The sequence below is a fragment of the Kordiimonas sp. genome, assembly GCF_965216265.1.
Lineage (GTDB): Bacteria > Pseudomonadota > Alphaproteobacteria > Sphingomonadales > Kordiimonadaceae > Kordiimonas.
The window spans coordinates 3,911,677-3,923,498 of sequence record NZ_OZ244153.1; the positions used below are offsets into that span (position 1 = coordinate 3,911,677).

Consider the following 11,822-nt stretch of genomic DNA (forward strand, 5'->3'; position numbering starts at 1 on the left):
CTTTCAATCCTTTCCTCAGTTTCCCGTTACGTCAGGGCCGGTTATTGCACGCGGGCAAGCCGGTCGAGGGAGTCCTTGCGCATGTCTTCATAGCCGGATGAGTTTTTGGAAGCGCGTTCGTAGGCGCGCATCACGTCGATCATCTCAACCATGCTTTCGATGGCGTTTACGTTAGATCCTTCAAATGCCTTGGGGCGAAGCGAGACATCGGTCACATTTTCCGGGGCCAGGGGCGCCTGGTCAGTCTCATAAAGAGAAGAACCGCGCCGTTTCATGCCCTGCTCGTTGGCAAAGGACACGAGGCCAAGTTTGCCTTTTTCACCTTGGTTGGTGGAAATGGCACCGTCTGTTGCGATGTGAATGTCGACATCTTCTTCGTCGAACTGGATAGTTTGCCCGTTTTCGTCGAGCACTTTCTCACCGGAAAGCAGAGAAAGTTCGCCATCTTTGTCGACCATCATGCGGCCATTGCGGGTATATACCGTCTGGCCATCACTTGCCGTTACTGAAAGGTAACCGCGCCCCTTGATAAAGACATCAAGTGGATTATTGGATGAAATCATGTTGCCTGTGTCTGTGTTGCGAGTAACACCCGCATCCATCACATAAGCGATTTTGCCACCTGTAGTGGCTGCTGCACCCGGCGCATCCATCAGATGCTGGCGGAATACAACTCTTTCTTTGTTAAAGGCTGTTGTCGACATATTTGCGATATTATGTGCAACAACGTCCATGCGCCTTTTCAGTGCGCTTCTATGTGCCAACCCGACAAAAAGTGCGGTATCCATAATTTTTCTCCTGCATTCGCAGCTTCTGCTTGGCGCAGATTTGGTTTGCTGGAGAATAAGCAGGAACCGTGCCAGAAATTTTTTCCAATAATATCAAAGAATTATTGATGTGTGACGAGATATACGGTTTGGGCGGGGAACTTTTGGCACCGAGTTTTTTGCCGCCTTTGCTGGTTTTGCCCACCAGTAGGGGGAAATTTTATGTCTGATTTCTTTACGGGGATTTCACGGCTTGTTAACTATGTATAAATAAAGATAAAGTTGAACACAGGATAAAGTCACCGGGGTTGTTTAGCTGCGGTGTTCATCAGGCAATGATAGAGGTCATAGATATTTCATGTCCGATAATATGGAAGACACCTTAGGGGAAGCAGAACTCGTCGAAGGCTTGGAGCGCAAGAAAGTAAGCGGCAAGAAGGTCGTGATCGGCGTTGTGGCTTTGGTTGTGGCTGCACTTGCAGGGCTTGGCATTATGTCCTTCATGGGCGGTGACGATACGCCGGATGAAGATGCTGACCTTCATGAGATGGCGGAGGCCGCTGCTGACAAGCGTGATCAGGCGCAGCTTGAACAAGACGTGCCGACCGAGAAGCTCAAGACACTGTTTTATGTGATCCCGGCCCAGCAGTATAACTTGAATACGGGCGGGCAGGGCTCGAGCTTCCTTCGCGTTCAGATCCAGCTGGAAGTAGACAGAGAAAGCTATAAGGCGGACCTTGATGCCAAACTTCCAAGAATTCTTGATGAGTTTAACGTCTACATGCGTGAGTTGCGGCCGGAAGATCTGGATGGCGCGGCGGGTATCTTCCGACTTAAGGAAGAACTGCTGATGCGGATCAACCAGGCTGTGGCACCGACGCGGGTTAGGGATGTGTTGTTCCAGGAATTTCTGGTTCAGGGCTGATCGAACAAAGCGTCTGAGAGGTTTCTATGGCTGACGATGAAGAAATTGATGACGAAGCAGTTGCTGCCGAATGGGAAGCAATGGCTGGTGGTGGCGGCGAAGAGGACGACGACACCGATCAGGATGCCATGGCGGCCGAATGGGAAGCAATGGCAGGTGGTGAGGAGGAAGACGACTCTGGTGGTCCGTCTCCCGGCCGTGTTCTTGATCAGGACGAGATCGATAGCCTTCTAGGTTTTGACGGTGATGGTGATGCCGGTGAGATGACGGGCATCCACGCGCTTATCAATAGCGCGCTGGTATCCTATGAGCGTCTGCCGATGCTCGATATTATCTTCGACCGTATGGTTCGGATGATGTCGACATCGTTGCGTAACTTTACCTCCGATAACATCGAGGTATCACTCGACAATATCACGTCTGTCCGGTTCGGTGACTATCTGAACTCTATCCCACTTCCTGCAATGCTGGCGGTGTTCCGGGCGGAGGAATGGGACAACTATGGTCTGATGACCATCGATTCCAGCCTCATTTATTCTATTGTGGACGTTCTTCTCGGCGGCAGGCGCGGTACAGCCGCAATGCGGATCGAGGGTCGGCCCTATACTACGATTGAGCAGACGCTCGTGGAACGCATGATCTCGGTGGTGCTTAAAGATATGTGCGGCGCATTTGAGCCGCTCAGCCCAGTGAACTTTACCTTTGACCGCCTTGAAACCAACCCACGTTTTGCGACAATCGCACGGCCTCCTAATGCCGCGATCCTGATCAAGCTTCGGGTTGATATGGAAGACAGGGGCGGGCGGCTTGAGGTGCTGTTCCCTTACGCTACTCTTGAGCCCGTTCGCGAACTGCTGCTGCAGCGCTTCATGGGCGAGAAGTTTGGCCGGGATTCTATATGGGAAACCCACTTGGCAACCGAGCTTTGGCGGGCTGACGTAGACCTCCATGCCATCATGGATGAAACAACAATGTCACTCAGGGATGTGATGAACCTAGAGATAGGTCAGACCATTTTGTTTAATAAAACTCCTAATGACGAAGTTGTGTTAAAATGCGGTGACGTGCCGATGGTGAGCGGTGCGATTGGCCGAGCCGGGCAACATGTGGCTGTTCAGGTCAGGCAAACGGCTGAGCGCCTGAACCCAACAGATGAAAACAGCTATTAAGGCGATTGAATGGATCTCGTGTCTGAAATGATAGTTGATGGTGTGCTGGCGCTCTTGCTGATCTCCTCGATCACGGTGTCGATCATTGTTTACCGTCGCTTGGGGACAATCCGGGAAGGGCAGGCACAGCTAAGGACGCTGGTGGATGACCTTAACCGCGCTGTTCAGGACGCACAAAAAAGTGTCGCGGGCCTTAAGCAATCGGCTGTGGATGTTGAAGAACGCTTGCAAAGCCAGGTTCAGAAGGCTGGCTCTTTGGCCGATGAGCTTGGCATGATTACTGAAGCTGGCAACAATCTTGCTGACCGAATTGAGCGTGGCCTTACGGGTACCACAGCAAAGGCCGAACCAGAGGATGCGCCAGCTAAAAAAGCAAGCAGCAAGCAACAGCAGCAAATATTGGCAGCCCTAAGGGAAGCCAGGTGAGGCGCTTGATGTGCCCCACTTATGTTGAAGGAAAGATGAAATGAGTAACGCAGTTCTGAGCAGGGTACGCATTTTTCCCCTTCTGATTTTGTTTGCGTTTGTTGCGCTCGGGGTCAGAGGCATCAACCTTTATACGGGGTATAGCCTTCTGATTGGGCCTGCCAGCGCACAGGAACAAGAGGGCGACAGCAGTGAAAGTGCTGACGCGCAAGCAGCGACGGATAATGGTCAGGCACAGACTGAAACGAATGCCGCGCCTCAAGAACGCCCGCGACAGCCATTGGTGGTTGGCCTTCCAAGCAACGAAGAAATGGAACTGATTACCCAGTTGCGGGAGCGGCGACAGGAACTTGAGCGTCGGGAAACGCAGCTAGATTTGCAGGAACAGCTTCTCGCAAGCACGGAAAAACGTATCAACGACAAAATCCAGCAACTTGAAGTTCTGGAAACGCGGATCAAGGAGCATTTGCGTATTTTCGAGACTGCGGAAGATCAGAAGCTACAAGACATCGTGAAGGTTTATGAGACGATGAAGCCGAAGGATGCTGCTCCGAGATTTGAGGCGCTAGCACTGCAAACACAGATTGATCTGGTTTCAAAAATGAAGCCTTCAAAAGTGGCAGCGTTGATGGGGGAAATGTCTCCGCAGGCAGCCAGCATTTTGACGACAGAGCTTGCAACACTCGCGCAGCCGCCTCGTATTCAGGATTTGAATAACGAGGGCAACTAAGGCGCAGGGTGATTACTAGATAACTTACTTTGGGGGCGGAGGAGTTTGTAGGAATGGTAAAACAGGCAGCAGTTGTAAGCCTGGAACAGAGGGCTAAGGCGCTACGCCAGGACAGGGGCGACAATGTCGCGATTGATGAGATCGCGAATGTTGTTGGTAGTCTTGTCAAAGGGCGGACGCACGACGAGGAAATTGACCAAATTGCGGGCGAGCTGCGTGAGCTTCTTTCCTATATTAACGCGGCAAAAAGTGAGCTGGTTGGCATGCAGCCTAAATCGCTTTCCAACCGGGACATCCCGGATGCCGGTGAGCAGTTGGATGCTATCGTTAAGTCAACTGAAGAAGCAGCAGAAACCATCATGGACGCGGCGGAAACCGTTGGTCAGATTTCGGAAGAAATGGGTGACGATGCTTCGGAACGGTTGGCGCAGGTTTCGACTGACCTTTTTCAGGCCTCAAGTTTTCAGGATCTCACGGGCCAACGCATTACCAAGGTTATGCGGACACTTGGGCATCTCGAGGAGCGCCTGAACGCCTTGGCCGATGCAATCGGTGACGATTATATCGAGCCTGAAGAAGAAATTGAACGTGACGACGAAGGAATTGCTGCGGACGATACAGACCTGCTTCATGGCCCACAGTTGGAAGGTGAAGGCAATAGTCAGGCGGAAATCGATGCAATCCTCGCAAGCTTTGACTAAGTTTTGAGGTTATTGATCAGGCAGCGATGTTTATAGAAAACGATCAGAGCAGAAAAATTTTTGGGAGCGACAACACACTTGGTTTGTTTGTCGCTCTCTACCTGATTTTGCTCGCGTTTTTTATTGTCCTGACCTCCACCTCGCAGCATGCAGCGTCTCGCGCGGCTGCGGCGATGGAGAGTGTCAACACGACGTTTCAACCCGAGGTTCCCAACAAGCGCGAGGATATTGACCCCAGGGCTGTGGAGGCCGCGTCAAATGATCCTGTGCTGCAGGGTTTCCAGCGCGCCTTCTTTGCAGAATTTAACCTTGAGGGCCGTTTCTCTAATCAGGGTGGGAATACGTTCGAGGTTCAGTTCCCGGAAGACTACCTGTTTCCAGCGGGCTCTTTTCGTGTAAGGCCTGATATCCATCCGTTTCTAAACCAACTGGTCGGCGGGCTTGGTCAGTCATCAGGTGGGTGGCGGCAAGAACTAGCCATAATGTTTGGTGTCGGCCAGGGGCCTGTTGATGCAGAAATGACAAGACCGCAAGAAGTGGCGGTGCGCAGGGCAGGGTCGCTAGCGCGCTATCTCATTGAGAATGGGGTTGATGAAGGAAGTTTTACAACCGGGTTTGCCGCCATTCCTGAGGGTGAAATTCTGGCGGTGTTCAGGTCTGTCCCACCTCAAGGAACGGTAACCCCTGTGGGGGGAGAGCGCTGATGCTAACTCGTCACAGGCCTAAGCAGAAGCATTCGACCTCAGCACCATGGCTTCTCACATTCGCAGACCTTCTGTCGTTGGTGCTGACCTTTTTTGTGTTGGTGTTCTCAATGAACACGGTGACTTTCGAGAGCTGGAAGGCTGTCGTGCATACGATGTCAGAGGAGTTTAATCCTTTGCGGCCTACTGTTGATCCTGTCCGGCATGACGCTCCTGCTTCGCTGATGACGAAAAGTATTACCGGGCTTAACCTGTCGTATTTAGAATCTCTTCTGTCCCGGCAATTAAAGCAGATGCCGTTGTTTCAAGGCGCGGAGGTGTATCGGCGGGCAGATACGGTTGTTATTTCTCTGCCCGCGAGCCTTATGTTCGAGCGTAAAAAAGCTGTTCTGGCACCTGACGCAGCGCGGGCGATGCGACAGTTGGCGGGTGCGCTGGTTCAGATCAGGAACAGAATGCAGGTTACAGCCCATACAGATGGAGCACCGGTTTCGAACGGCCTGTTCCGCTCAAATTGGGAGCTATCCATGACACGGGCCCGTGTGGTGGCCGGCGCATTAGCTGACTCGGGCTATTTGCAACCCATTACAGTTCTTGGTTATGCGGATACGAGAAATGCAGAGTTGAGCCAAAGTCTCTCCACACAAAGTCGCATTGAATGGGCTGAGCGCATCGATATCGTACTCATAAATGAAAGACGCGGGCAAAGCGCATATGACATTTTCTAAATGGCAAAATTTGATGGGTGCTGCTTGCCTGTCGTTCACTATTGTGACGGCGCCAGCAGTGTTCGCGCAGTCTACCGCATCACAAGTGGTGGTCCAGGGTGCGCAGCAATCAAATGCGGCACGTCTGGTATTTCCGCTACCGCGAACTATTGGCTATAGCGTCAATAAGCAGGGCTCTGAGTTGACGGTCCGTTTCGAGGCTGATGTTGAGCTTGATTTCTCCGCTATACTTGCTTCGCCGCTCCAGCAAGCTACAAACCCTCGCGTTAGCAAGCAGGGCGGAAATACTATTGTCACTCTTGATGTGCCTGCGGACGCTGGCCCTCGTGATTTCTGGTCTGGTCAGTATCTCGTAATCGATATCTATTCGACAGGGGCTGCCCGGACACAATCCGCAGAGAACATGGCACCATCCGCAGAAAATGCCGATGAAGAGGCAACGACTGAACCGCTTCAGGAAAGCGACACTCCGTCGGATGAAGCTAGTCAAGACGCAGAAGTCGAACCGATTGAGGAAGTATCGACTGACGATGCACCCGCCTCTCCGGTGACAGCTGACCCCGACGAGCCGGTCGTCCAACCAAAGGTTTTCTCAGGTATTGATATCCAAGGGGTAACAGCGTTTTCACCGGATGATAAGGTCGTGTCGGTTTCGGTGTCTGAGGTTGATACCGGTATACAGCTGCGCTTTGGCTGGCCGGAAGAGGTAGGAGCGGCGGCTTTCGAGCGTGGTGGCTACCTATGGATCGTGTTTGACCAGCCCTATAAATTTGACCCCGGCGGACTGCGGATGGGGCAAAGTATTATCAAGGATCGTATCCGGGCTGTTGAACTGCAGGATAACAGCGATGCCTTGGTTATGCGCCTTGGCGTCAAAAATGGTCAGTCCTTTGTTGTTGAGCGTGATGTGAATGATTGGCTGATTAGCCTCAAGGACACGCCAACCAAACCAAGGTTCCCTCTTGAGCCGACCCGACAGGCAGAAGGCGTGCAGGGGCAACAGATATTTGTACCCGCAACCGATATTGGCCGTAAAATCGATGTTGAAGACCCGGCTGTTGGTGATTTTCTCGTCGTACTTCCGATGCTTGGGGAAGGGCGGGGCATGGCCCAGGAATTCAGCTATGCGTCATCACAGCTGCTGGAGACAGCGCAAGGCGTCGTCGTGATGCCAAAATCTGACTTCGTTGACGTTGAGCGCTTTCGTGATGGTATCGCTATCCGATCGGCGGGTAACAACATTTTGTCAGCAACCAAACTTTCCCGCGATACAGGTCTGTCGCAAGCAGCGAGGGACGAGCAGTTCTCCCGGCTTATTGATTTCGATGCGTGGCGCATCGGGGAGCCGTGGGAGTACAGGAAGAACAAATCACGTTTGCTGTACGAACTCTCGTTGCAACCTCTGTCCGATCGTAATGCTGCGCGATGGAAGCTGGCGCGCTTCTACATCGCTCATGGCCGGGCGGCCGAGGCGATCGGAGTGCTTGATCGCATGCTCGATGAAGACCCGCTTCTGGCGCAGAATAGTGAATATCTGGCGGTGCGCGGTGTTGCCAACTTCAAACAAGGTAGGCTTGAAGCAGCCAGTGTTGATCTTTCCAATAAGGGACTTGAGGCAGAGCAGGATGCTGAGTTGTGGCGTGTCCTGGTCGCTGAGGCGCTGGGCCAGTATGATGCAGCGCTTGAACACTATCGCCGCGGCAAGGATGTCATGGGCACCTATGACGACTTCGACCGTGCCGAGATACAGTTGGCTGTTGTGCGGGCGGCGCTGGAACTCGATAGCCTTGAACTTGCCTTGCGCGAACTGGATTTGTTGAATGGCCTCGATCTGAGCGACGAACAACTGGCGGAATCTGTATTCCAAAGCGCCCGCATTGCGGCGCGTCAAGGTCAGATGGATGCTGCGCTCGCGCAGTTTGATGACCTGACGGATGTTCCTTATCGTTGGATCGCCGCTCGCGCGCGATATGCTCGAACCACGCAAAACCTCACGAATGGTGATATCACCAAAGAGCAAGCCATTGACCAGTTGGAGCGTCTGCGGTTCGCTTGGCGCGGTGCCCGGTTTGAGGCGCAGTTGCTCGATGACCTTGCTGATCTTTATTTTGACACCGAGCAGTATGAATTGGGGCTTGAGGTTCTGCGCCAAGGTGTGTCGTATTTCCCGGAGCTTGCCCGTGACCGTCAAATGATCTCACGCTCGGCTTCAATGTTCAGGGAACTGTTCCTCGAAGGCAAAGCCGATGTCCTGACACCGATCAGTGCAATAAGCCTGTATTATAAGTTCCGCGACCTCACGCCTTTGGGTGCAGAAGGTGACTTGATGATCCGGCGACTGGCAGACCGGCTTGTCTCGGTTGACCTTCTGGACCGGGCGGCTGAGCTTCTTGAATATCAGGTTCGGGTCAGAACTGAAGGTGCAGGCCGTGCGCTCATTGCCGCCAACCTTGCCAAAATCTATATCCTCAACCGGCAACCTACCAAAGCCCTTGAGATCATGCGTGCTACCCGTGAGCCACGGTTGCCTGAAGATATTGATGCAACACGACGTCATGTGGAAACGCGTGCGTTGATCGAGCTAAGCCGCTATGAAGAGGCCGAAGTGTTGCTTGAAGGTGACCGTAGCCGGGAGGCGGATCAACTAAAAGCAGATATCTATTGGTCCAGTAAGGCTTGGTCCAAGGCTTCAGCGACCATCCGGCAACTCCTTGGGGATGGGTGGCGGCGAAATGAGGCGCTGGACCCGCTTGAACGCCTGAACCTCATCCGATTGACGATAGCGCTCACTTTCATGGAAGATAGAGCAGGGCTGATTGAAATGCGCCGCCGCTATGGCTCCCAAATGCGGGCTGGAGATTTTGCAAATGCGTTCGACTTGCTGACCAATGATCAGGAACTCTCGGGCAGGGAGCTCGGCGCAATTGCTGGCCAAATCGCAAGTGTTGAGAAGCTTCAGTCCTTTATGCGTGACTATAGAAGTGATTTCTCAGGCCGGTAGAAGGTTTTTGCTTCTATCGCGTATATCACGTGTAATTAGCTCGCGTTTGTCTCACTAACTCGTGAAACGGATATTATTTTCTATTTCCAGCTGCTTGGGCAAAGATGGTTTTGCAAGGGCGGCTTGTGAAGGGCCGCGATAAAATCCTCCTTCATTACCAAACAGAGGAAGTGCAAAATGAAACTCAACAAGATTGCAAGAACAGCCATCGTTACCACGAGTGCTATGGCGTTTGCCATGACTGCAGCTGCGGGCTCGGCATCAGCTGATGATAAAAAAGGTAAAAAAGAAAAATGCTACGGCGTTGTCGCAAAAGGCATGAATGATTGCGCGACATCGGCCCACAGCTGCGCAGGTCAGGCGTCGGTTGATCAACACCCCGAAGAATGGATGTATGTCCCAGCGGGGCTGTGTGACCGTATTGCAGGCGCGACAAAAGAACCTAAGAAGTCCTAAGGTTTTCCCGAAATTGGGCGCCGGGGTACAGTGGCTATGCGGCCTCGTGTTCCGGCGTTTCTCTTTGTTGGAGCGTGAGAAGGTATGAAAGAGCTGGATGCATGGTGGCAAAAGCAAGGAACGCCCCTCGTCGGCGTAAGCCTGAAAAGCGATCATTACTCAGCTATTTTGGCTGACCGTCCTGCACTTTCCTTTTTCGAGATTCATGCAGAGAACTATATGTCTGATGGTGGTGCGCATCACCGCTATTTGGAAGAAATTGCGGATAGTTATGCCATATCGATTCACGGTGTTGGCCTCTCGCTCGGGTCGGCTGAGGGGCTCGCCCGTAAACATCTCCAACGGTTCAAAGAAGTCGTGGATCGGTATAATCCGGCATTGGTGTCAGAGCATCTGGCCTGGTCAGTTCAGGGTGGAACATATCTGAACGATCTATTGCCGCTTCCGCTCACTAGTGAATGCCTCCGTGTGGTGAGTAACAACATAAACCAGTTTCAAGACGCGTTGGGACGGCAAATTCTGGTAGAGAATCCTTCGAGCTATGTTTCGTTCTCTGAAAGTGAGTTCGAAGAAGCAGAGTTTCTGTGCAGGCTTGCACAAACTACAGGCTGTGGATTGTTGCTGGATATCAACAATGTATATGTCTCAGGTAAGAACATGGGCTGGGACCCCCGCGGGTATCTGCAGACAATTCCCGCAGACCTGATTGGTGAAATCCACTTGGCGGGACATGAAGTAAAGCAGTTTGAGGGTGGAGAAATTCGTATTGACGACCATGGATCCGAAGTCTGTAGGGGTGTTTGGGAATTATATAGCGAGGTAATAGAACGCATTGGTTCAAAACCCACTCTTATCGAGTGGGATACCAATATACCGAGCTTTGAACAGCTCTATAACCAAGCCCATCAGGCCGCTTCAATCATGGTTTCAGCGCGACAGATGCAGGTGACAGCGAGTGCTTAGTCTCTTGGAAATACAGCGGGCCTTCAAGAAGGCAGTTTTAACAAATGAAGCGCCAGAAGACCTAGTGTTGGTGCTAAATGTTGGAGCTATAGAGGCTGCTGACCGTCTGAATATTCACCGCAACAATTACCGACAGACGCTGACTAGCTCACTGCAAGGCATATTCGCTGTAGCCGAAGCATTTGTGGGAGAGAAGTTTCTCCGCGCGGTACTCGCGCAGTATGTGGCTGAAGTACCACCAACGGAGGCCGCCTTAAACACATACGGTGGCGGTGTTCCTGACTTTGTTCGCGCGTTCGTGCCGGCGCAGAAGGTGCCGTATCTATCTGATATCATGGCGCTTGAGTGGGCGATATATGAACTGCAGTACGCAAGGGAGCATAACTTGCCATCTGCGGCACAACTACGTGAGGGCATGACTGGGCGAGATTTATGTCTTTCACCGAATGCGCGTTTGGTAGAGAGCGATTACCCAATCTTGAACCTTTGGATGGCGGGTACAGGCCAACTTCCCCCTGAGGCGGTGCATGCAAACGCCGGAGGGCAATGTGCCTGTGCGATATTACAGGATGGTGAGGTCAGGCTTTTTGGATTGTCGGCGCCGCAACAAAATTATCTCGGAAATATCATCACACATGGTGAGCAGGGTGCGGACGACCAAATCACATTTGAACAATTGATCGAGTTTGGGCTGCTATCGTTGTCCTGACATAAGGGAAGAATAGTGATGACTACATTGAAGGCCCGCCTGTGGCAGCTAACCGATACCTGGCAGCGCAAATTTCAGGTTCAGGATTTCGTCCTTCTTTGGTTGAGGTGTTGGTTGGCACATATTTTCTACGCAAGCGGGCGAACCAAGGTTGCTGGTGGTTACCTTGAACCATCGGATATCGCTATTACATTGTTTGAAGATGAATATGCCCTGCCATTGCTGGACCCGGAAGTGGCAGCGCAGCTTGCTATTTATGGCGAAACCTTTCTGCCGCTCCTACTCATCCTGGGCTTGTTCTCGCGCCTGGGAGCATTGGGGTTGGTTGGCATGACGTTGGTCATACAGATATTTGTGTATCCGGCGCTGTTTACAGAGCACGCGTCCTGGCTGGCAGCAGGGCTCGCCATCCTTGTTATGGGAGGAGGGCGGTTGTCGCTAGACCATCTCATATTCCGAAAATTTGGTAAAATGGGAATAAGTTGAGGCGAAAAATAGAGCTTTATTAGCAGAGACTGTCATTTTTGAGTTTAAATATTAGAA

General features: G+C 52.1%; 13 protein-coding genes. 12 read left to right on the forward strand and 1 reads right to left on the reverse strand.

Annotation, left to right across the window (positions count from 1 at the left end; all coding sequences use genetic code 11):
• Positions 1–41: 41 nt before the first annotated feature.
• Positions 42–788: a flagellar hook-basal body complex protein gene (locus ACOOGA_RS18155; RefSeq protein WP_417461849.1), complete on the reverse strand. Its 747-nt coding sequence runs from the start codon at positions 786–788 to the stop codon at positions 42–44.
• Positions 789–1,137: 349 nt separating this feature from the next.
• Here ACOOGA_RS18155 and ACOOGA_RS18160 point away from each other — a divergent pair, with 349 nt between their 5' ends.
• The 12 genes from ACOOGA_RS18160 (at position 1,138) to ACOOGA_RS18215 (ending at position 11,765) form a co-directional block, all read left to right on the forward strand.
• Positions 1,138–1,692 (forward strand): flagellar basal body-associated FliL family protein, encoded by a 555-nt coding sequence (locus ACOOGA_RS18160; RefSeq protein WP_420429152.1) that lies wholly within the window; start codon positions 1,138–1,140, stop codon positions 1,690–1,692.
• Between the two features lie 26 nt (positions 1,693–1,718).
• Positions 1,719–2,861 (forward strand): flagellar motor switch protein FliM, encoded by a 1,143-nt coding sequence (gene fliM, locus ACOOGA_RS18165; protein WP_417461847.1) that lies wholly within the window; start codon positions 1,719–1,721, stop codon positions 2,859–2,861.
• A 27-nt stretch (positions 2,862–2,888) separates the two neighbouring features.
• The gene (locus ACOOGA_RS18170; RefSeq protein WP_420430695.1) at positions 2,889–3,287 is read left to right on the forward strand and encodes a DUF6468 domain-containing protein; all 399 of its coding nucleotides are present in this window, start codon (positions 2,889–2,891) and stop codon (positions 3,285–3,287) included.
• Between the two features lie 40 nt (positions 3,288–3,327).
• On the forward strand, positions 3,328–4,017 hold the full coding sequence (locus ACOOGA_RS18175; RefSeq protein WP_420429154.1) for a MotE family protein: 690 nt from the start codon (positions 3,328–3,330) through the stop codon (positions 4,015–4,017).
• A 53-nt stretch (positions 4,018–4,070) separates the two neighbouring features.
• A complete protein-coding gene (locus ACOOGA_RS18180; RefSeq protein WP_420429156.1) occupies positions 4,071–4,718 on the forward strand; it encodes a protein phosphatase CheZ in 648 nt (215 codons plus the stop codon).
• A 26-nt stretch (positions 4,719–4,744) separates the two neighbouring features.
• Positions 4,745–5,422 carry a hypothetical protein gene (locus ACOOGA_RS18185; RefSeq protein ID WP_420429158.1) on the forward strand — a complete coding sequence of 226 codons (678 nt, stop codon included), beginning with the start codon at positions 4,745–4,747 and terminating at the stop codon, positions 5,420–5,422.
• An 80-nt stretch (positions 5,423–5,502) separates the two neighbouring features.
• Positions 5,503–6,150: an OmpA/MotB family protein gene (locus ACOOGA_RS18190; RefSeq protein WP_420430697.1), complete on the forward strand. Its 648-nt coding sequence runs from the start codon at positions 5,503–5,505 to the stop codon at positions 6,148–6,150.
• Positions 6,137–9,151: a tetratricopeptide repeat protein gene (locus ACOOGA_RS18195; RefSeq protein ID WP_420429160.1), complete on the forward strand. Its 3,015-nt coding sequence runs from the start codon at positions 6,137–6,139 to the stop codon at positions 9,149–9,151. The genes ACOOGA_RS18190 and ACOOGA_RS18195 overlap by 14 nt, the downstream gene beginning before the upstream one ends.
• Before the next feature lie 177 nt (positions 9,152–9,328).
• Positions 9,329–9,607, forward strand: a complete 279-nt coding sequence (locus ACOOGA_RS18200) for a DUF2282 domain-containing protein (RefSeq protein ID WP_417461840.1) — start codon at positions 9,329–9,331, stop codon at positions 9,605–9,607.
• An 84-nt stretch (positions 9,608–9,691) separates the two neighbouring features.
• Entirely contained in the window at positions 9,692–10,570 is an 879-nt protein-coding gene (locus tag ACOOGA_RS18205) for a DUF692 domain-containing protein (protein WP_417461839.1), read from the forward strand.
• Positions 10,563–11,279, forward strand: a complete 717-nt coding sequence (locus ACOOGA_RS18210) for a putative DNA-binding domain-containing protein (protein ID WP_417461838.1) — start codon at positions 10,563–10,565, stop codon at positions 11,277–11,279. Before ACOOGA_RS18205 ends, ACOOGA_RS18210 begins: the two co-directional genes overlap by 8 nt.
• 18 nt (positions 11,280–11,297) lie before the next feature.
• Positions 11,298–11,765 carry a DoxX family protein gene (locus ACOOGA_RS18215; protein ID WP_417462117.1) on the forward strand — a complete coding sequence of 156 codons (468 nt, stop codon included), beginning with the start codon at positions 11,298–11,300 and terminating at the stop codon, positions 11,763–11,765.
• The last annotated feature ends 57 nt before the right edge of the window (positions 11,766–11,822 follow it).

Bases quoted from the DNA above. Each gene is read 5' to 3' on its own strand.
- ACOOGA_RS18155 (WP_417461849.1), bottom strand. From the start codon at position 788: ATGGATACCGCACTTTTTGTCGGGTTGGCACATAGAAGCGCACTGAAA.
- ACOOGA_RS18160 (WP_420429152.1), top strand. From the start codon at position 1,138: ATGGAAGACACCTTAGGGGAAGCAGAACTCGTCGAAGGCTTGGAGCGC.
- fliM (WP_417461847.1), top strand. From the start codon at position 1,719: ATGGCTGACGATGAAGAAATTGATGACGAAGCAGTTGCTGCCGAATGG.
- ACOOGA_RS18170 (WP_420430695.1), top strand. From the start codon at position 2,889: ATGATAGTTGATGGTGTGCTGGCGCTCTTGCTGATCTCCTCGATCACG.
- ACOOGA_RS18175 (WP_420429154.1), top strand. From the start codon at position 3,328: ATGAGTAACGCAGTTCTGAGCAGGGTACGCATTTTTCCCCTTCTGATT.
- ACOOGA_RS18180 (WP_420429156.1), top strand. From the start codon at position 4,071: ATGGTAAAACAGGCAGCAGTTGTAAGCCTGGAACAGAGGGCTAAGGCG.
- ACOOGA_RS18185 (WP_420429158.1), top strand. From the start codon at position 4,745: ATGTTTATAGAAAACGATCAGAGCAGAAAAATTTTTGGGAGCGACAAC.
- ACOOGA_RS18195 (WP_420429160.1), top strand. From the start codon at position 6,137: ATGACATTTTCTAAATGGCAAAATTTGATGGGTGCTGCTTGCCTGTCG.
- ACOOGA_RS18200 (WP_417461840.1), top strand. From the start codon at position 9,329: ATGAAACTCAACAAGATTGCAAGAACAGCCATCGTTACCACGAGTGCT.
- ACOOGA_RS18205 (WP_417461839.1), top strand. From the start codon at position 9,692: ATGAAAGAGCTGGATGCATGGTGGCAAAAGCAAGGAACGCCCCTCGTC.
- ACOOGA_RS18215 (WP_417462117.1), top strand. From the start codon at position 11,298: ATGACTACATTGAAGGCCCGCCTGTGGCAGCTAACCGATACCTGGCAG.